We start from the raw sequence: 20,069 nt of genomic DNA, 5'->3' as shown, positions 1-20,069 counted from the left end.
GTAGACGCATCAAGGCCAACTGAAATTTTTAATACGAGGAGATGTAAGAAGTGGCAACGTTAATCGAATTCAAAAAAGTAACCAAGGCATATCAAATCGGCGAAGTGAAGATTCAAGCCCTTGCGGGCGTTGATTTCTCCATATCAGAGGGGGAATTCGTCGTTATTTTAGGAGCCAGCGGGGCGGGAAAAAGCACGATTTTGAACATTCTCGGCGGGATGGATACCGCCAGCTCAGGACATGTGTTTGTTGGGGATCAAGAGATTACGGGATGGAGCGAGAAGAAATTAACCGAATACCGCGGGGAGCAGGTTGGCTTCGTATTTCAATTCTATAACCTCATCCCGAATTTGAATGCGCTGGAGAACGTTGAATTTGCGACAGAGGTATGTAAGGACCATCTGGACGCCCGTGATATTTTACATAAGGTTGGACTAGCGAATCGCATGAAGAACTTCCCTTCCCAGCTCTCTGGCGGCGAACAGCAACGAGTTGCGATCGCGAGAGCGGTTGCCAAGAATCCCGCACTTCTGCTCTGCGACGAACCCACCGGTGCTTTGGATTACGTGACAGGGAAGTCAGTCTTAAAGCTCCTTCAGGATTTGAACAAGGAAACGAAGACCTGCGTCGTTCTGGTCACCCATAATTCGGCCATAGCGCCGATGGCGGATAAAGTGATCCGCGTCAAGAGCGGAAGGATCGAGAGCATCACGATTAATGATCACAAACAAAGCGTTGAAGGGATCGAGTGGTGATGAAGATTTTATCGTTGAAATTATTAAGGGATATGAAACAATCGATGGGACAATTCATAGCCGTTGTATTGGTTATCGCGGTGGGCGCCTTTTTCTACACGGGGCTGGTCACCTTAAGTGACAATCTTAGCGCCTATACGAAGGGGTATTTTGAAGAGCATAATTTAAGCGATCTGAACGTATTTTACAGTCAAATCTCTGCGGAGGACGCCGCTGGTCTACACAGTATGGAGGGCATTCATCATATCGAAGGGCGTTACACCGTTCATGCCACACAGTCCTTTGAAGATGATAAAGCTGCACTAACGTTGCATTCAATTCCTGTACCTAATGAAATTAACACGCCCAAGATGATTGAGGGCAGGATGCCATCCAAGCCGAATGAGATTCTATTGGACTCCCATTATGCCGGGGCGCATCATTACCGTGTCGGTGATCCCCTCAGCCTCCGTGTGAATGACAAGGATATGACGTTCACGATTAGCGGCCTGAATGAGAATGTGGAGCATGCCAAAAAGAACGAAACCCAGGATCATCAAGCTTATGGAGCAGCCTATATCCCCGAGGAGACCATATCTGAAATCGCAGGCAGCTTTTTTTACAATGAGATCCTGATTGATGCCAAGGATGGTTACGACATTGACAAGATAGGGCAGGCCATTGAAGCCAATTCCGATTCACTCCCTTATGTAAGCCAGATGAGCAAAGAACGGACCTTCAATTATTCCCAAATCCATCAAACGATCCATAACAATAAACTGATGAGCCGGGTGATCCCGATCGTTCTCTTCTTGATTGAAGCGGTGATCCTGTTTCTGATCATGTCAAGGATGATCGATTCCCAGCGCAATCAAGTGGGCATTATGAAGGCATTAGGGGTGAAAAATAGAAGCATCCTGCTTCATTATATGGGCTACCCTGTGCTGGCAGGTGTTATCGGCTCCATTCTGGGTTACGCCATCGCCGCCGCCCTGTTCATTCCGCTCATAACAACGTCGATTGGAAGATCCTACTCCCTGCCTGACCTGACGTTCACCCTTTCGTTTTTTACACTCCTTCCTCCGATGATATGCTCCAGCGCTTTTGGCATGCTGTCCTGTTATTTAAGCGGCAGAGCGATATTACAAGAACGTGCTGCTCAGGCGATGCGTCCGAAACCTCCCAAGAAGATGAAGAAGCTGCTCATCGAGAAAGTTCCCGGGATGTGGCGCCGGCTGCCATACAGCTACAAGATCATACTAAGAAATATATTCTTAAATAAACAAAAAGCACTCGCAAGCTCGGTTGGTGTTGTGGTCAGTACCGTTTTGTTGATCACGGCTTTTGGCACGCAGACGGCCCTGCTCCAGGTAGCCGGCCAAATTGAGGAGGTAAATACGTATGACTTACGAGTCGATTATTACACGGGATCGTTCCCGGATACGGTAACACTGCCCCCTGGCATTGCAGACAGTTACGAATTGTCCACCTATCCTGTGGAATTCATCCAAGGGGAGAACAAAGAACAGGCTACGCTTGTGGTTACGGAGCAAGAGAATGAGCTGATCCACTTTTATGACGAAAAAGGGAATCGGCTATCGTTGGCAGATCATGGGGTGCTGGTACCTAAATCTTACGCGGATCAGTATCGTATTTCCGAAGGGGATATGATCCGGATGCAATTCACAGCACCAGAGCTTAACCAAACCAACGTCGATATGAAGGTTCTGGACATATCCACACAGTATTCGAACCCGTCATTCTACAGCACACCGGGCTACATGAAGAGCTTGGGGATCGATTACGCTCCTTCCTCACTGTTAGTGAGCGTCGAGAGGGCTGCAGATCTGGCGAGCGTTCGCGGCTTTTTTGAACAAGACCCGAAGGTAGATGCCATTGCAGACAAGGATGATCTCAAGAAATCAGCGCAATATATGCTGAAGCAAAACAGCTTTATCTTCATCATGTTTATCATCTGTGCGGTCATTCTGTCCTTCGGTGCCATCTACACGATCTCTTCCATCAACATATACGAAAGGAATCGCGAGCTTGCCACCCTGAAGGTATTAGGCTATCCCAAACGCAGAATCAACCGGCTGATCTTCTCTGAAAATATGTTATTAACCGCTTTTGCGGTCATTGTCGCTCTGCCGATCAGCGGTTATGTTTATTCCATCATCATCAAGGCGCTTTCGAGTACCCATCAGCAAATCCCGGATCAATTAAACCTTGTTATCATCCTGGCATCTGTTATATTGGCGTTCATCCTGACCCTTATCTCCAACCTCATGCTTCGGAAAAAAGTAACGCGGATTCATATGATTGAGTCGTTGAAGGGTGTGGAGTGAATGGTAATATCTGAGTGTACGGGCAGTTAGACCTTGATCTATAATAAGGGACGTGGCATTCAATGACAAAATTCAATCGTGAATGGAATAGGAGAACAGGATGAGTAAACTAAAAATGGCCGTCATCGGCTTGGGACACATGGGTCGGCATATGATTCACCGCTTACTGCCGCAATATGCGGATAAGATCGAGTTGGTCGCGATTTGCGACAGTGATGCATCCAGTCTGGAGCGGGAAGTCGCAGAAGCAGGGATTCGTCCACGGTTGTACACCGACTATCGTCAGCTGCTGGACGAGGTGTCCATGGATCTCGTGTATATCGCGGTTCCGCCGTCTCTGCATTATGACGTGGCCCGGATCGCATTCGACAAGGGCATCCACGTCTTCTGTGAGAAGCCGCTGGCTAACAGCTTGACTGAAGCCCGGAGTCTGGTGGAGCTGGCCGAGAAGGCAAATAGGCTCCATGCGGTGCATTTCTCGCTTCCGCTTGACCCGGCCGTATTGAAGCTGCAGGGGTTACTTGAGGAGCAGGAGATCGGCCCGATCCACAGAATGGACCTATTCCTGGAGTTTTCGCAGTGGCCGAGGGCCTGGCAGCAGAATCCATGGATCACATCAAGACAGCAGGGCGGATATTTGCTGGAGGTTGGCATTCACTGGATCCAGATGATCCAGCAGTTGTTCGGTCCGATTACGCATGTGAAGAGCGATATCGAGTTTCCGCCGGACTCCAATCAGTCCGAAAGCCGTGTCCAGGCCGTTCTCAGATTACATGATGAAATTGAGATTCATCTATCGGGAACCGACCAACGGGAAGAGGAGGAGCGTGTTTCCCTGGTGATCCACGGGGCAGAAGGTACCCTGGCATTGGAGAATTGGCGCAACCTGTACCAGGGCGGCAAGGATACCGGTCTGCAGTCTGTATCTGTGGACGACGTTGTCAGTCCGCTGCCTATCCTTAAGCAAATTGTTCAACTTTTGAACGGAGAGTCGGGTATCATCTATGATTTCCATGACGGGTATAATGCGCAGGTGGTTTTGGAAGCTCTGCGTAAGCCGGGTGAGGGCTTTACGGATGTAAGGCCTCAATTGATGGGGCGATAAGGCTGGATTTATTTTTAAGCCCTGATAGTGAATGTCCTGCCCAAACAGGGACGCCATCTTAGTTGGCTTCTCTCTGCTGAGGCTGTTCAATGCGGTTGGGGAGCTTGTGGGTTTCGCTACCTTGGAGTAGGTTTATGACGAGTTCCCGCATACGACCGTTCACCGAGAACAGGGCCGTGCAGCATTGCAGTTGTGTGTGGCGGTTCGTGTGCAGTACCGACACCAGTAACTGCTCCGATATGTGTGACATGCATTGGTGCATATGCAGTTATTGGTGCTGGTGGTATCGCTGGAGCGGTAGCTTGTTTCAATTACCTGTGAGGTGACTAGATGAATAAGATTTTGGCGATCTCGATTTTAGGAATGGGTTTAACTGGTGCTGTTTTAATCATCTCGGTCGCTCTATTGTTCGAATCCCCAAAAGGAGATGTGTTGAAGATGGTTACTGCTGGTTCAACAGTAGCTTTCGTTATATTCGCTGTCTCGGCTTTAGTATTTCGTCGGCGATTAGATCAAAAAAAAGAGTAATATATTCATTAAATTAATAAAGTCGGTATTAAGGAGTAGACAAATTTGTCTACTCCTTTTTTATTACTATTGCAACCAACAGAAAATGATTTTCATCTGGGAAAGATGAAAGCAGGATCATAAAGAAAGTAACGTAGCGCCTACTGTAAAAAAGGTCAAATCCTTTTACCTGGAAAAAAGGGAGACTGTTGAGCGACTAATGGATCTTGAGTGATATAAAGGCTATGTTGATTTGAGGGTGCATCCCGTGAGCTCGCAGGCTCACATTCATAGGGGCATCTCTTTAGTTTCTATAGAAATCGAAGATAGTTCATTAATTCTAAGGTAAGATACAATATGAATATACAATTAACCATGTAAAGGATGAGAATCTATGCCGGTTTACAATAAGCTAATTCGGGATCTGATTCCCCAAGTCATTGAAGCTACAGGCAAAGAATTTCGCACACGGATTTTGGATGAGGAAGAGTATAAGAAAGAATTGATCATAAAGCTCAAAGAAGAGTCGGAGGAATACTTTACTGCTCCAAGTCCAAAGGAGTCGCTGGAAGAACTTGCAGATATGCTTGAGGTTATCCGGGCGTTGGCGGTCGTGCATGGGGCAACATGGGAAGAGCTTGAAGATTGGAGGGAGAAGAAGGCGAAAGCTCGAGGAGGGTTTCAGGAGCGGGTGTATTTAATTGATGTTGACGACAACGCTTAATGCGATCGAACGGGGAACTGAAGTAAAGGTTCTCGCTGGGGATGGAGTTGAACCTGGCTATGAATGCAAAGGCCGAACTTTTAGTATCTATAACGGTCTCAAAAAAGAAGGGAACGCGGATTGCGTGTGCTTCAATCTACAGGTTAGGGATGAAGAAGCATCATGAATCATTCGCACCGGACGAATTTGATCTTATTGTGGTGGGCGAATTCCATCATGCAGCTGGACCTGCAGTAGTTTGTAAGAGAGAAGGGATAATTAAAAGAAAGGAGTACCTGGCCAGTACTCCTTTCGTTGGACGTACGGAATCCTGCATGGTTTCACGGAATATGGTGAAGTTGAGCAGCGTTATGAAGACGTGAAGGAAGAAGCGGACGAGTTCCTTCGGAAAGTCTATTTTGCAAATGTAAAAAAGATTGCAGGTGGTGCCAAGGCCAATCATACAGACGTCGAGTAACGTATGCAGGAAACTGGCGAGCTTCTTCTTAAATCAACTCAGGATCGTCAATCCGATCTGGTTCTGTGCTGCGGCGATGTCCTACACGTATCTGATGAAGGAAATTCAGAAGATCCTTGAATCTTAAACTGGAAACTAACATTTTATTTCTCTAATTCCCTCTCATACCCCTCAATCAGTAGCGATGCTTTAACATGAAGCGCCCTTGCTAATGCCGCAATCGTGAGCAGGGTAGGCGCTTTTTCCCCATTCTCAAGTTCACTAATGTAAGACCGGTCCACACGGGAATAGAGGCTTAACTGATCTTGGGTGAGCTCTTTTTCTTTGCGAGTCTTTCGAAGAGCCCTGCCGAAGGCAAGTAACTCTATCGATTTATTACAATGATTAGTCACGTTATAACCCCTTATTGATAGTTAAATTCATCTTATGTGGTTCTATAAGGGAATTTCCGTAGGCTATTGCCTACAAAATGTTTACAATGGTATAGTACAGATACTGAAAAATACTAAATTGGATGACTAGATTACCTTCTTAGTTAAAAGGGAGCGAAGGAATTCATGAAATCGATGGTAGCAAGTGAGACCGACCCAAATGCGAATCCACCATTCCAGAAGGAAGCCGATTACTCTTACCACGATACGATGATTCTTTGTACTATTTCCTCTCAAGAATATATGAACTTATCCCTGCACTTCCTGGACAAAAACTTGCTTCATGTCAGTTTATTGTTATGCAACAGGGCACTAGAATCCATGCTCAATGCATTATATATAAAGAAGGAGAGAAGGCGACCAACATCCAATATTGTGTTAGACGACATACTGCGGATGTTTTCTAAGCATTCAGGGCTAAACGTAGAATCGTTGATATTTATACAGACCATATCCTATTTATCACATGAGAGCTCCCTCATCAGCAAAATACAACCTACATATTTAATGAACCTGATCAAGAGAGCGGATGCGCTCCTTCTTCAAATCGCCAGCCAGCTGGAATTGCACTATAAAACATATCACTCTGTTTTTGAAAAATAAAGCTAGTTATTATCTACTTCTCGAGTAATTAAATATAAGAGGGGTGATTGCAATGGACGTTAGAGAGTTTGCGAATCGCTTTCAAAAAAGGTATCCTGATGTGGATAGATATGAGGTTGCAGATCATCAGGATATTAGCGAATTCGAGGGTAGATTAGGGATGAAGCTGCCACAATCGTTCTGTACTTTTGTAAGCGAATTCTCTAATGGGATATTTTTACTGGATTGTGAACCTATCGGCGGGGTTAGCGAGAAATCCCCTTGTGGAACAGTAAGTAAGAGTAAAGTGATTCTTCCGGATCTTCCCGATAAAGTACACATTCGAGAGACAGATGAATTTATTGCCTCCCATCGTCTTATTTCTCTTACTATGTTTGATGCCGTTGCTAACTCCAATGATCACTGGGTATTCATATGTGAGGATGGAACCCCTAATAACGAATATAGATTAGGGTTTATTAGTCAAAGCTCAAAAGCCATTGTGAAGACATTATCCAGCTTCGAAGATTGGTTGACGATCTTTTGGGATCATGACAACGAGGATGAACAAGCTGTTCCGGTATTCAATACGTTTTATTCGACGTTGGATGATAGATTGGAAATATTAAGTGATTAAGTGCGGGGGGTTCTTTATATTTTTTGTGAGAAAAAAGATTGTCGATTTATGATTTACTAAATGACGGAGAATTGGAGAAACTATGGACATTTTAATTATAATACTTGCAGTTATTATTATTGCTTACTTAATAGGCATTGATAGAAACATACGTATCCAAAATTTATACTTCAAAGAAGTAATTAAACGACTAGATATGATGCTCAAAAACTACTCGTCATATGAAAATAAGAGAGATCGTTAATGAAGCTTCTCCGGAACGAACTAATGGTATACGGCACTTAAGCCAAAAGAAAAATTAAACAGCCTTAGTCCAATGGAAATCAGGGAAAGGCCGCTTAATTAATTTTAATTTTCTGCACTGTCTACTTGACGGGCCTGAGATAAATATAATATGAACAACGGCTTGAAATTTAATTATTAATGTATCTTTTTAGAACTTCTCTGCGAATTTGCGAATGTCTGTCAGAAGCTTCTTTATCCCCATGCGAACTTAATTGAGAAATTTCATCTTTTTGAAGATTGAATTTCCCCTCATTCATATTAATCACACTATAATTTCCCATTCCATTATCCTTTAAAAAGACAATATAATTTTCTCCGTACTCAAGTTCTTGATATCCATCTAAGGAGATTATTGCTCTTTCACCGTTATTATCTATAATGCTGATTGGTTCAGTGAATGTGATAGTATCATCGTTAATAGTATTAGGGTGAACGATTTCTGGTTTTTTTAGAAACTTTTCAATTTTAAAATCAGTTAGAGTATAGAAATCGGCTAAAGACCCATCTTCATGTCTTACCTCCTGGTGCTTTCTTGATTGAAATTCTTCAGCAGGTGTTCCAAGCACAATAATATCGGCACTTTTACTGAGATCACTTTCAGAATCATAACTAATATATGAGGCTGGAAAATTAATAACTTTTAATTCCTGGTTATTTAATTTAATTAAGAAAAATATAAAAAAACAAGCAAGTATTAATACAATAGCCGATACTGTATATTTCATTTTACTTCCTATCTGTGTTTTCATATCTGATCCTCCTTAGTTACCCCATTTATTTTTTAACTGTGTTTTATCCTCTGTATTAGGTGCAATACTAGTTAATGCATTAGCAGTCATTACACAATTTTTTGTTTTTTTCATCACAATATAATACTACATAATTTGTATATATAGTTAAAGATTGCAATTATAAAAAGCTACGTTTTTTTAAAAAGAAAGAAATATTACTGAATACTTTCGACTTATAGAAAAAAGTTACCAAGCATCCTGTTTTTGATTCAGACGCTGGCGTATGCCATTCGCTATGTCTAGGGAAAGAGGGCCAGGAAAGTGAGTTTAGCTACGGTCCCAGTGATGGGGAGGAAGCTGTATATGTGACATCGGCCAAACTTACCGATCGGATGAGAGAGCTCATTTTACCAGAGGGACGTTAAAGCTGTTAGCGGCTCTTCCTATATGTTCCGGCAGGCTCAGATTACAATCGGGTGCTAAGTTTATGGTTTATCTTGTACGTGTCTTCGGAATCAATGACCAACGCCGAAAGCCCCAAATCCCCTAAACAACGGTTGAGACGTATAAAAGCAGGGTATTGGGAGATGAATGAATACCATCATCAGGAGGCGATGAAGTGAACAAGAAGACCTACAAGTTGAAGCATATGGCCGGAGCATTTCTTGCCGGAGCCATGCTGTTTTCAGGATTTTCGTTGGCGGCTGCGAATCCCGAAGGAACCTTGGATGCAATTAAACGCACAACGTCGAAAATAAGCTACTACGTTAACGGCAAGGACCACTCGACACCTGCCGGTCAATTTATGAACCAAGGGACGGCAGCCCCGGATTCTATTGTTCAGAACGGCACGACCTATGTGCCTGTGCGAATGGTTTCCGATCTGGTTGGACAGCTGGTGTACTGGGAGCAGGCGTCCCGGACGATCTCTTTGGGGCTGCCTGTGGTCAAGCTGTACAATGCGGCGGGCGAGTCGGTTGGTTCCGCTACCCTGGAGCTGGTCAATGACGGGGTGAGGGTGAAGATGACCGCATCCGGTCTCACGCCAGGCAAACACGGATTCCATGTACATGAGAATGCGATTCAGGGTGGGGATTTCAAATCTGCCGGCGGTCACTTTAACCCGACAGATAAGCACCACGGCCTTGCACATCCGCAAGGAAGCCATGTTGGCGATATGCCGAATCTGGTCGTAGGCCCTGACGGAACCGTGGAAGCGGAGATGATCATTCAGCATGGAACCCTTGAAAAGGGTCAGCCGAACTCGGTGCTGGGCCGCTCGCTCATCATCCATGCCGGTGAAGATGATGGCGTAACCGATCCATCAGGGAATTCCGGCGACCGTGTGGCCGGCGGGAATATTCCCGAATAGTTGGTAAGCTGCTCGGGGATGGCTTTTGCAGCATAGGCATGCCATCAATAAACGCATCTCCACAGGGAGATGCGTTTTTTTCTAATGATGGTGCATCCATATCTAATAAAATGACGGGATGAGCATTTTTATGGAAGGAACCATCTTAGAACCGGCGGCCTGGCGGGGCATGGCACCCGTTATTGTGCAGCGGTTATTCTAATGAAGGGCCTGTTCGATTTTCCAGTTGACATCGTATGTGATCTATCATATTATATCTCTTGTTGTAAATGAATGGCTTGCTGAATTGAATAAACCAAACTCTATCCTGTGGATGGAGTGGCGGAACTTTGTCAAAGAAATATTCTTTGGTTTCATTCGCCCCTTGTCAGTGAAATGACAAGGGGCTTTATGTTGTTATGGACCAGAAAGGGAAGAGGTTTACCATGAATATGAGGTTACTGAAATATGCTTTACTTGTTTTTTTAGGGGCATGCAGTTATGGATCGCTCTCTACCATCATCAAGCTTGGAATGAAAGATGGATTCAGCATGCAGCAGCTGGTAGGATCCCAGTACTTTTTTGGATGGGTCATGCTGCTCCTGTCAGTCTTGTTATTTTCGCGAAAAAGGCTGGGGATGAAGCTGGGCCTCTCGTTATTAGTTGCTGGCATCACCATCAGTTTGACGGGCATATTCTACGGATTTGCCGTGGAGGAATTGCCTGCTTCGATTGCGATCGTTCTCTTATTTCAATTTACTTGGATTGGGGTGATTCTGGAGGCTATCGTTGATAGAAAGTTCCCGAGTCGCGAGAAATGCATTTCGATGGTCATCCTTCTTATCGGTACGATCTTAGCAGGAGGGATTCTTGAACCAAGTGTTGGTGGGATTACGGCCAAAGGTGTTATTTTCGGCTTAATGTCGGCCGTGTCGTTTGCCTTTTATATATTCGTAAGCGGGAGGGTGGCTACACAGGTGCCTGCGGTGAATAAAAGCTTGTATATGACCACTAGTGCCTTGATCATTATTTTGATGGTTTTCTCGCCTTCCTTCATTTATGATGGTGCGATTCCAGATGGACTTTGGAAGTTTGGTCTTCCTTTAGGGCTGCTGGGCATCGTGATTCCGGTCCTTTTCTTTTCCATTGGTGTCCCGAAGCTGGGCTCAGGTCTGGGCGCGATACTGGGTGCGGCGGAACTGCCGGCAGCCGTGGTAGCTTCGGTGTTAATTTTGCATGAAGAGGTGTCGTTGCTTCGATGGGTTGGGATCATCGTTGTTCTGCTTGGCATTGCTACGCCGCAGCTTCTGCCGATATGGATACGGAAAAAATCCACAACCCCCCTACTTCCCAAGGTAGAAGAGTTATAACCTGCGAACTGAATCGTAGCTTTGCATGGGACGGTAATTCCCGCTCAACCGCAAGGCTCATATGTAAAGGACTGCCCCTAAAGCCTACGCTGACGTAGTTCCTTTGGGGGCAGTCGTGTTTAGCATGTGTGATTACGATGGCCTTACCATTTTACTTCGCGCTAGGCAGCAATTTATTCAATACAATCGCTGCAAGAGCAGCCGCTAGTATGGGTGAACCGAACAAATACTGCACGAATGTAGGCAATGTATATAAGAAGTCTTTAGGAATGAGTACTAACGCTAACGTCAAAATCATCGGTATGGCGATAATGTACATTTCTTTTTCACCGATTTTCTCGTTCTTCATAACCTGGATCCCGTTAATCGAGATGATCCCACAGACGATGGCGAATACGCCTCCGATGACGGCGGTTGGAATTGAGGAGATCAAAGCGGCCAGTTTGCCTGAACAACCGAAGAGGACAAACCATCCGCCTACCGCAAGAAAGACCCGGCGGCTTGCCACACCCGTGATGGAGATAATGCCTGCATTGGTAGAGTAACCAGTGACCGGCGTAGAGCCGAGTCCTGAAGCAATCAGGCAGCTGATTCCTTCGCCGATGACGCCCCGATTAATATTTTTATCCGTTAACGGTTTATCAATGACGTTGCTGATGGCAAACCATGTACCTGTCGTCTCCGCCAGCAGGACGAGATAGATGATGACCATGGTGATAATCGCCGACAAGTCGAACGAAAAGCCAAAATCCTTAAATGGTATCTGCGGCATGCTGAACCAGCTGGCGCTGGCGACAGCGCTGAAATCCAGCACACCCATCAAGTTGGCCGAGATACAGCCGATAATTAACGCGATCATGACGGACGTAACCCGGAATATCGCGCCTCGCGTTCGGAACAGGGATCCAAGGATCACGAACAGGATGAGTGCAGCCGCTGAAATCAGGGCCAGCAGCACGTTCTGATTGATGGTAGCGTCCGTGGCGCCGTAAATATTGTCCCGGATGGCAACAGGTAATAAAGACAGACCAACAATGAAGATAATCGTGCCCCCAACAATGGGCGGGATGAAGGATGTAACGATTTTATTGAAAATTCCCGTATACCCCAAAATAATCACGAGGATCGCGCCAATTAAGCTAGCCCCCAGCACGGAACTCCAACCCATCTCCCCGCCGCCGCTGGCGGCATAAATGGCGACAATCGCGCCGAGTGGAACATAGGAAGGACCCTGAGCCATCGGCAACTTCATACAGAAATACGTTTGCACAATCGTGGCAAGCCCGGCTGCAATAAACGTGGATTGAATTAATGCACTGGATTGATTGGGCGATAAGCCGATTAACATGGCAATTAGGAAAGGAACAACATAAACGTCCATCGCGACGACATGCTGTAAACCGAGAATGGCGGATTTCCCGACAGATATTTTACCGTCAGGCGGAACCGTTAAATGCTGTGAGTTCGTTTGCGTGTTATGTTGTTTGTCTGCTTGTGTTTTCACTCCGATGGACACCTCGAATGTTTGGATTAATTGCAATATATCTTAGCGTGAATGAACCTTTTCTCCTTGTACCCAGACCTCGCGAATATGTTCAGGCCGTGCGAGATACATGATCTTCTGAAAAATGTCTTGTACGTCCTCCAACTCATCAAAAATCGGCAGCTTCGCGGACGGAAGTCTTGTATCGATCACCTGCACATCCCATACGTAGTTTTCCTGAATACGTCCAATCGGCAAGCTTAGGCTTTCGCCGCCTCCGGCCGTAGCCAGATAGAATGCCTCATGGACCGTGATCCGCGACTCGGGTACGCCGCGCTCGGCAGCCGGAAGGGAGGTGTTCACGCCATCCTCCAGCATCCTCGAAGACATCACGGCTTGTCTTATATTATCGAAGAGACTGGGCGAGAAGCCGCCGGATAGATCAGAGCCCAAACCAATCTCAACATTGTGGGCATGGAAGCGAGCAACCGGGATGACGCTATTGGCGAAATAGGCGTTGGATATCGGGCAATGCGCGATAGCGGTTCCGGTGTCAGCGAATAATTCGGCATCCTGATCATCGAGAAAATTACAATGAGCCATGACCGATTTATCACGCAGCAGGCCAAAATCATGCAAGGCAAACGCATCGTTTTTCTGGAATCGATCCTTCACATGACCGTGTGCCCAATCGCTTTCGCTGCAGTGGGACTGCACATACGTATCGTATTTGGCTGCCAGCTCGCCCAAACCCTTCAGCCCCGCATCGGTACAGCTTGGAATGAATCGTGGGGTGACGACGGGATACACGCCTTGTTTCGTGGTCTTGGCGAGTTCCTTAACAGCGATAATAAATGCTTCCGTATCCACCAATGCTGTGGATGTGTCTGCATCGCGGTAGTAATCCGGATTTTGCTCGGGATCGTCCATGACGACCTTCCCAACAAGTCCACGCTGGCCTTTGCCCGCACAGATTTCGGCTAACAGCAGGCTGGCTTCCTTATGCACCGTGGCAAAATAAAGCGCCGTCGTGGTTCCGTTGGCCAGCAGGGTGCTTACCAAATCCTCGTAGACCTTTTGCGCAAACTCGAGATCGGAGAATTTCGATTCCAGCGGGAAGGTATAGGTGTTGAGCCAGTCATAGAGCGGAATGTCCAAAGCGGTTCCAGATTGAGCCCACTGCGGGGCATGAACATGCAAGTCAACAAAACCCGGAAGGAAATACTGTCCCTCCTCTAATCGATGAAAGCTGTCGCTGCCCTGATACGTATCCAGCAAGGATTGATATTCGGCGTCTTCCGGTGCCACGACTCGCTCAATCATTCCGTCCGCATTGATGCAATATAGACAGTCTGTTAACACTTGAATTTCGGTGGGAGATTTGCTTGAAAAAGAAGTCCCTTGAAACAATTGCATATATTTACTCATGTTTACCGCCTTAATGTTCGTTTTTTCGAGCGCTTTTGTCATTATAGTCCGTTAAAAAAGAGATGTCTATAGTATAAAGGCGAATAGATATGAGCGCTGGTCTGGTAGGGTGATCACTAAGTATGAAGGGTTGTCCTTGGAGAGAAATAGGGGCTATGATGAGTATGGAGTTCAGGATTCTCGTTTTATCCAACGTTTAATGAAACTTAAGTAATTGATAATATGTTTTAGTCAAAAAAAGAGCCAAGGCTCGAATTATTTTGAACTCACTAATTCCTCACCTTTGACTCTCCAAATCTTCACACCGCTTACAAAAGTATTGGATTCTTTATCATATGTCACTTCCTGTGCCTCCAGCGTTTCGTTTAGATTTGTTGCTACGATATGAGCATTCTTAATTTTGTAAATTGATGTTTGGGCAGCAGTACCAACTGTAGCAACAATCTCATTGGTTCCGTCCTGCTCAATATCTGTCTCCACCGTATGCGCTTCAACAATTGTTGTATATGCATTTAAATGAGTGATCTACGGCCCGATAACCATTGAGATGAGTGGATCTTCATGAAAGAAGTCTGCGGACGCAATACGTCCGGAGTCTTTTTGTATAAACAAGAGGATATCAACTGGCCCACACAGAATAACTTGAAGCTGCCATTATTTTTGAGATTTGAAGAGGATTTGTAATGAAGACAAAATTGATCATGGTCGGAGGTCTGCCGGGATTCGGCAAATCGACGACGTCCCGTATGATTTATGATATTTTAACCGAAAGAAACATCGAGGCCCGGCTTGTGTTGGAAGGGGATGTTGACCATCCGGCGGATTATGAGGGAACGGCGTGTGTGACTGAAGAAGAATTTGGGCAGTTGCCGCAAGCCGCAGGCGCCTTTAATATTGATCGAGCGGGCCGCCAAAAAAGGCAGCTGGTATCTCCTGCCCTACCAGAAGCTGAAGAACGAATACGGTACCTCTTTTCCGGATGACCTAAATATCATTCCTTGTCCAAGCAGGATATTTACGAGCTCCCGCTGGGCCTCAACAGGAGACTTATCACCGAGCGGTGGGAGGCATTTGCAGAGCAGGCGTTGCATGAACCTGTTGTCATGATTTTTGAGTGCTGCTTCATCCAGAATCCGGTGACCGTCGGCATGGTGAAGCACGATGCGCTGGAGGGCGTTGAAGGGACGCTGGAAGTATTGGAAGCCCGGCGCAAGCTGGAGCACCGGATCTTGGACAGTCTCGGACTGAACAAGGAGCGAATCAACAACTCCCTTTATGATCAAGAGACGTACAGAACCATGCTGATGGACAAGCTGAAGCTGCATGGGGTCATCCAATAATGTTATTTTCGTAGATAAGGAAGGACGGTTTAATGAAGCGCTTATTAATGATCATGATGCTCTACATAACGGCTCTATTGGTAGGTTGCGATAAGGAACCCGGTTGGGAGACGATGCAGCTTCTAGACGAACAGGTTGCCGAAATCCGGATTTCAGCGTTCGAGACATGGGACGAGATGAATGGGGATACACTGCTGTCTTTCAAGGATGAGAAGGCTGTAATCGCATTTGAGGAAGCGATCCTTGCCGCTCGCAAGCAGCCGGATGATGCCAAACGAACGGACCCGGATTACGACGTGATGGTCATCTATGCCCAGCAATCTCCGATTCATGCCATCAAGCTGTGGTTGGGAGAAGAGGGTCATGAAAGTGTGTTCAGCTACGGTTTCAAGGATTGGGGAGAAGATGTATATGTGGTTTCGGCCAAACATACGGATCGGATGAGAGAACTCATTTTGCCAGAGGGGCGTTAAAGCCGTTATCGGAGCCCCTCTCTTTTTCTGTTCAGTATCTGGATATTATAGAAAGTATGAGTTTATTTATTGATTGTAAATATCTTTGGAATTAATGACTATTACCGAACGCCTCATCCCATAAAATAACGACTTAGACGTATAAAATCAGGGGATTGGGAGATGAATGAATAACATTATTCAGGAGGCGATGAAGTGAAAAAGAAGACCAACAAGTTAAAATATATGGCTGGCGCATTTGTGGCCGGAGCCCTGCTGTTTACAGGAATTTTGTTCGCTGCTGCGAATCCCGAAGGAACCTTAGATGCGAAAAAACATTCGATGTCTAAAATAAGCCACTATGTTAACGGCAAGGACAACTTCACCGCTGACGGCCCGTTTGCGAAACAAGGAACGGCGGCTTCGGATTCTAAGTTTCCTACCGGCAGCAGCGATGTACCCGCTCGCATGGTTTCGGATCCGGTTAACCAACCGGTGTTCTGGGACCAGGCTTTCAGGGAGGAAACTCTGGGGCATCTTGTAGTCAAGCTGTACAATGCGGCAGGAGAGTCTGTTGGCTCCGCTACCTTGGAGCAGATCAATGACGGGGTAAAGGTGAAGATTACCGCATCTGGCCTCACACCAGGAAAACATGGGTTCCATGTACATGAGAACACGATCAAAGATAGAGATTTCAAATCTGCTGGTGGGCATTTTAATCCGACCGACAAGCATCATGGCCTCAAGCATCCACAAGGAAGCCATGTTGGCGATATGCCGAATCTGGTCGTAGGTGCAGACGGTACCGTGGAAGCGGAGATGATCATCCAGCATGGAACTCTTGGAAAGAACCAGCCGAACTCCGTTTTGGGACGCTCGCTGATCATTCATGCCGGCGAGGATGACGAAGTAACCGATCCATCCGGAAATTCCGGCGACCGGGTGGCCGGGGGGAATATCCCGGAGTAACCCTGCAAGCAACAGGTAACATGTGGTTGTAGCATATGAGAGCCAGTGAAAAACGCATCTCTATAGGGAGGTGCGTTTTTTGTGGTGATTGTGTAGCGGGACGAAGAAGAAGAAAACGAATCCTGCCTTCAGGAGGTAATCAAAGGATCTTGTATAATTTATTAAAGGTCGCTAATTTGACTTCATTCCGAATAATGTTTATACTTTGTATAAACATTTGTGTGAGGTGGTAGCATGTCGCAAGTTCAAAAATGGGGAAACAGTTTAGGCATTCGCATCCCAAAGGCACTGGCCATGGAGATAGGACTTGAGGAGGGATCAGAAATCGATCTTGACGTTGAAGATGGTCATCTCGTCATCAAACCACGGACCAACACACTGGAAGATCTACTTTCGAAAATAACGCCTGATAATATCCATTCCGAGGTTCAAACGGGTGAGCCGCAAGGACGGGAGTCATGGTAAAAGAACAATACATTCCTGATCGTGGCGACTTGGTATGGATTCAGTTTAATCCTCAATCTGGTCATGAGCAATCGGGGAAACGGCCAGCTCTTGTACTCTCACCTGTAACGTATAACGGTAAGGTCGGTTTAGTCTTATTTTGTCCGGTTACTTCCAAGGCTAAAGGCTACCCCTTTGAGGTTGTTATTCCTCAGGATTTACCGATAGAAGGGGTTATTCTTTCTGATCAAATCAAGAGTCTCGATTGGCAATCTCGCCAAGCCAAGTTTATTTGCAGAGTTCCTAAGGAGACCTTGAATGAGGTTTTGTCTAAGGTAGATTTATTGATTCATTAATTGAAAATTATTGTATACAAACCGCTCCTTCGTTTCGGTTATATTGGAGCGGTTTTTCTATAATCGAAATCAAGATATACATCGAGTCGAACATCTTGGAGGTATCTTCATTGAACATTCAACTGGGCCATTTTGAAGTGAATTCCGGACAATTGGTTGTGGCCGATCCTTGTTATGAATTGGATACGAACATTATTATTATGGGCGTGTTGGAAGGCGTATTGAATGGAACGTGGGTAGGGGAAGTGGAGAAGGTGGAGATCCCGGATTGGGGCGAAGCCAACGCCAAGCTAACGGCTTACCATCACTCGGCAGTTGAACAGGGGGCATTCCTGGAGTGGATCAAGTGTCCTTTTATAGCTGGGGTGGATAGCGGGCAGGCGGGTATTTTTGATATTCAAAAGTACCGAATTCCGGATGCGGATTCAGCATCGGATAGCTCGGACACGGATACGGAATGGTATTATGCCTGCTGCGACATTACCGAGAGGGGGGAAGAAGCGGGCGTCCTGGATGGGGGCGTCGTATCTCGTACCGGCATGGGCGATGGTGCATACGGCGTGTATAAGGCCTTGAATGAGCAGGAGCAGGTGGTTGGCGTAAAAATTGTGTTCATTAAGAGCTAGTTGAGGGTCACTGAAACGAAATATGAGCAAGCGCGAACAGCCATGGAAGGTATTCCTTTATGGCTGTTTTTATTAGGGCAACACTATCATGTCAACCAAGGCTGTCACTATACTAGAAGCTTAGAGCGTATTGGGGCTTCTGTACCATATTGGAGCATGAAAGGCCCGATTCTTCCAAAATGCATACTCCAACGCCTTTTGATATGAAGGACTCTGGAACCTTTTCCGTATCCTGGAAGACGGATACAATAAGGTCCAATGAAACGTTGGAGAGGATGCAAATGCCTAGAATACTCGTTCCGCCCGAGGTGCTGATTCGGGTATCGGAGGAAGCCGCCAGAGCAGCGGAAGAATTGGAAACGACCAAGAATCGGCTGGACCAGCAGATTACGTATATGATGTCTTCGTGGGAAGGAACGACCCGTTCCCGGTTTTTCGAAGATTTTCAGCACGCCCATGGCGAAATGAATAAAACGATTGAACATCTCAGGATCATCGGCCAAGAATTGAAAACGATTGCCTTTCGGTTTATCTCAGCCGATATGCAGGAAGATCTCATGATCGCGGCAGCTGCGGCGAGCGCTGCTAACGAGCCCAAAACATTCTGGGACCATGCGGGAGACTTCTGGCAGGGGCTGCAGACCGGGGCGAAGTCCGTGGCAAATTCGGTGAAGGATACGGCTACATCCTTAGTTGAAGATCCGCTTGGCACAGCAAAGGACATGGCCTATTATGCTACCATCGGGACGGCGGAAGAGATCATCGACACGGCGGTTTGGGGAGGCAAAATGATCTTTGATGCCGATACCCAGGAGAAATTCGCCGCAGACGTCGAGGCGTCGGGCGGTGCGTTCAATTTTGCCGGACAGCAAGCAGCCATGACCATCGCTGGCTTAGCCACGCGCCGGATCGGGGTGAAGACTCACCCGCACCTGAAACATGATTCGGGTGGGGATGGGGGGAAGGGTAATTCTGTCGGCAACTTCGCAGGAAACATTAATGCTGATAGCATTCCTAATATGTCCAAGCAGGAAATCTTGGATAGCTTGCCAAACAATTGGGAGTATACTGATAATAACGGTTTTGTTCATATTAGAGATGTAAATGGAAACATTCGCATGAGGATCGACCCACCCGATAAGGTCACCAAATATGACCATGTTCATTTGTTTGATGAAAGTGGTAACCCAATCGATGTGAATCTAAATGTGGTTGACAGAAAAAGTCCTGATGCTCATATTCCATATAAAAAATGAGGTGATACAGTGAAAGCAGAAAAAATCCTGAGCGAGATTGAAGCAATGCACTATTGGGATGCTAGAGTATTAAAATTTGATTCGAGTTTTTTTGGTGACGAATTAACACTTGTTTTTGAGGACACTGAGTTTAACGTCAAATTGTCCTTTACGGGATGTTCTAAATTTTCCTTTCTTACAAGTGTAGATGATAGGACTAAACCATTAAGAGAGTTGACCAGACCACAAATTCCTTATTTTCTACAAGATATCGAAGTTACAGAAGTTCAAAGTGAAGGCCATCGATTGTTGAACTGTAAAATTCTAATGCCCCCTCTTAATGCTGAGATAGTCTGTAATTCAATTTCAGTTGAAAAGATATAGGTTCGAGACCTTGAAAGGCATATGCATTTCAAGGTTTTCTTTAATCTGTTCACTGCCGCAAGCGCACTTTACATAAGCATAGAACGAAGG

21 protein-coding genes and 1 pseudogene are annotated in these 20,069 nt (G+C 45.9%); 17 read left to right on the top strand and 5 right to left on the bottom strand.

Annotated elements, in window-relative coordinates; genetic code table 11:
• The first annotated feature begins 50 nt into the window (after positions 1-50).
• The 5 genes from B9D94_RS23760 to B9D94_RS23740 all read left to right on the top strand — a co-directional run bounded on the left by B9D94_RS23760 (position 51) and on the right by B9D94_RS23740 (position 5,418).
• Complete coding sequence (locus B9D94_RS23760) at positions 51-755, top strand: ABC transporter ATP-binding protein (RefSeq protein WP_006208385.1); 705 nt, start codon at positions 51-53, stop codon at positions 753-755.
• Complete coding sequence (locus B9D94_RS23755) at positions 755-3,082, top strand: ABC transporter permease (RefSeq protein WP_148248118.1); 2,328 nt, start codon at positions 755-757, stop codon at positions 3,080-3,082. Before B9D94_RS23760 ends, B9D94_RS23755 begins: the two co-directional genes overlap by 1 nt.
• Positions 3,083-3,182: 100 nt before the next feature.
• Positions 3,183-4,187: a Gfo/Idh/MocA family protein gene (locus B9D94_RS23750; protein ID WP_172963988.1), complete on the top strand. Its 1,005-nt coding sequence runs from the start codon at positions 3,183-3,185 to the stop codon at positions 4,185-4,187.
• Between the two features lie 330 nt (positions 4,188-4,517).
• A complete protein-coding gene (locus B9D94_RS23745) occupies positions 4,518-4,715 on the top strand; it encodes a hypothetical protein (protein WP_148248117.1) in 198 nt (65 codons plus the stop codon).
• A 373-nt stretch (positions 4,716-5,088) separates the two neighbouring features.
• Positions 5,089-5,418, top strand: coding sequence for a nucleoside triphosphate pyrophosphohydrolase (locus B9D94_RS23740; protein ID WP_036640798.1), 330 nt, complete (start codon positions 5,089-5,091; stop codon positions 5,416-5,418).
• A 600-nt stretch (positions 5,419-6,018) separates the two neighbouring features.
• On the opposite strand, the gene B9D94_RS23735 is transcribed toward B9D94_RS23740, so the two are convergent.
• The gene (locus B9D94_RS23735) at positions 6,019-6,267 is read right to left on the bottom strand and encodes a helix-turn-helix domain-containing protein (RefSeq protein WP_063478668.1); all 249 of its coding nucleotides are present in this window, start codon (positions 6,265-6,267) and stop codon (positions 6,019-6,021) included.
• A 165-nt stretch (positions 6,268-6,432) separates the two neighbouring features.
• Between B9D94_RS23735 and B9D94_RS23730 the strand changes: the two genes are divergently transcribed.
• Together B9D94_RS23730 and B9D94_RS23725 are read left to right on the top strand one after the other, a co-directional pair.
• Positions 6,433-6,909 (top strand): hypothetical protein, encoded by a 477-nt coding sequence (locus tag B9D94_RS23730; protein ID WP_006208393.1) that lies wholly within the window; start codon positions 6,433-6,435, stop codon positions 6,907-6,909.
• 52 nt (positions 6,910-6,961) lie between these two features.
• A complete protein-coding gene (locus B9D94_RS23725) occupies positions 6,962-7,525 on the top strand; it encodes an SMI1/KNR4 family protein (RefSeq protein WP_076153069.1) in 564 nt (187 codons plus the stop codon).
• 413 nt (positions 7,526-7,938) lie between these two features.
• Here the strand turns inward: B9D94_RS23725 and B9D94_RS23720 are convergent, their stop codons facing one another.
• A complete protein-coding gene (locus B9D94_RS23720) occupies positions 7,939-8,559 on the bottom strand; it encodes a hypothetical protein (protein WP_148248116.1) in 621 nt (206 codons plus the stop codon).
• Between the two features lie 601 nt (positions 8,560-9,160).
• Here B9D94_RS23720 and B9D94_RS23715 point away from each other — a divergent pair.
• Together B9D94_RS23715 and B9D94_RS23710 are read left to right on the top strand one after the other, a co-directional pair.
• A complete protein-coding gene (locus B9D94_RS23715) occupies positions 9,161-9,913 on the top strand; it encodes a superoxide dismutase family protein (protein ID WP_148248115.1) in 753 nt (250 codons plus the stop codon).
• A gap of 431 nt (positions 9,914-10,344) precedes the next feature.
• The gene (locus tag B9D94_RS23710; protein ID WP_148248849.1) at positions 10,345-11,262 is read left to right on the top strand and encodes an EamA family transporter; all 918 of its coding nucleotides are present in this window, start codon (positions 10,345-10,347) and stop codon (positions 11,260-11,262) included.
• A gap of 151 nt (positions 11,263-11,413) precedes the next feature.
• Here the strand turns inward: B9D94_RS23710 and B9D94_RS23705 are convergent, their stop codons facing one another.
• From B9D94_RS23705 to B9D94_RS23695, 3 genes are all read right to left on the bottom strand, one after another.
• Positions 11,414-12,766 (bottom strand): uracil-xanthine permease family protein, encoded by a 1,353-nt coding sequence (locus tag B9D94_RS23705; protein WP_148248114.1) that lies wholly within the window; start codon positions 12,764-12,766, stop codon positions 11,414-11,416.
• 42 nt (positions 12,767-12,808) lie between these two features.
• Positions 12,809-14,173 (bottom strand): guanine deaminase, encoded by a 1,365-nt coding sequence (guaD, locus tag B9D94_RS23700; RefSeq protein ID WP_148248113.1) that lies wholly within the window; start codon positions 14,171-14,173, stop codon positions 12,809-12,811.
• 255 nt (positions 14,174-14,428) lie between these two features.
• Positions 14,429-14,653: a hypothetical protein gene (locus tag B9D94_RS23695; protein WP_006208402.1), complete on the bottom strand. Its 225-nt coding sequence runs from the start codon at positions 14,651-14,653 to the stop codon at positions 14,429-14,431.
• A gap of 203 nt (positions 14,654-14,856) precedes the next feature.
• Between B9D94_RS23695 and B9D94_RS23690 the strand changes: the two are divergent.
• The 8 genes and pseudogenes from B9D94_RS23690 (at position 14,857) to B9D94_RS23655 (ending at position 19,979) form a co-directional block, all read left to right on the top strand.
• Positions 14,857-15,513, top strand: a pseudogene (locus tag B9D94_RS23690) (hypothetical protein).
• A gap of 32 nt (positions 15,514-15,545) precedes the next feature.
• Positions 15,546-15,986, top strand: coding sequence for a YhfM domain-containing protein (locus tag B9D94_RS23685; protein ID WP_006208404.1), 441 nt, complete (start codon positions 15,546-15,548; stop codon positions 15,984-15,986).
• Positions 15,987-16,181: 195 nt separating this feature from the next.
• Positions 16,182-16,934 carry a superoxide dismutase family protein gene (locus B9D94_RS23680; RefSeq protein ID WP_006208405.1) on the top strand — a complete coding sequence of 251 codons (753 nt, stop codon included), beginning with the start codon at positions 16,182-16,184 and terminating at the stop codon, positions 16,932-16,934.
• Between the two features lie 234 nt (positions 16,935-17,168).
• Positions 17,169-17,399, top strand: coding sequence for an AbrB/MazE/SpoVT family DNA-binding domain-containing protein (locus tag B9D94_RS23675; RefSeq protein WP_006208406.1), 231 nt, complete (start codon positions 17,169-17,171; stop codon positions 17,397-17,399).
• Positions 17,393-17,734 carry an endoribonuclease MazF gene (gene mazF / locus B9D94_RS23670; RefSeq protein ID WP_148248112.1) on the top strand — a complete coding sequence of 114 codons (342 nt, stop codon included), beginning with the start codon at positions 17,393-17,395 and terminating at the stop codon, positions 17,732-17,734. The genes B9D94_RS23675 and mazF overlap by 7 nt, the downstream gene beginning before the upstream one ends.
• A gap of 110 nt (positions 17,735-17,844) precedes the next feature.
• Positions 17,845-18,360, top strand: a complete 516-nt coding sequence (locus tag B9D94_RS23665; RefSeq protein ID WP_148248111.1) for a DUF4241 domain-containing protein — start codon at positions 17,845-17,847, stop codon at positions 18,358-18,360.
• 281 nt (positions 18,361-18,641) lie between these two features.
• The gene (locus B9D94_RS23660) at positions 18,642-19,616 is read left to right on the top strand and encodes a WXG100 family type VII secretion target (RefSeq protein WP_148248110.1); all 975 of its coding nucleotides are present in this window, start codon (positions 18,642-18,644) and stop codon (positions 19,614-19,616) included.
• 9 nt (positions 19,617-19,625) lie between these two features.
• Positions 19,626-19,979: a hypothetical protein gene (locus tag B9D94_RS23655; RefSeq protein WP_076153060.1), complete on the top strand. Its 354-nt coding sequence runs from the start codon at positions 19,626-19,628 to the stop codon at positions 19,977-19,979.
• Positions 19,980-20,069: the final 90 nt, after the last annotated feature.

The sequence above is a fragment of the Paenibacillus sp. Cedars genome (assembly GCF_003184205.1).
Classification (GTDB): domain Bacteria; phylum Bacillota; class Bacilli; order Paenibacillales; family Paenibacillaceae; genus Paenibacillus_AQ; species Paenibacillus_AQ glucanolyticus.
Note: the sequence above shows the minus strand (reverse complement) of the source record. Positions and strands in the feature narration are given on the sequence as shown.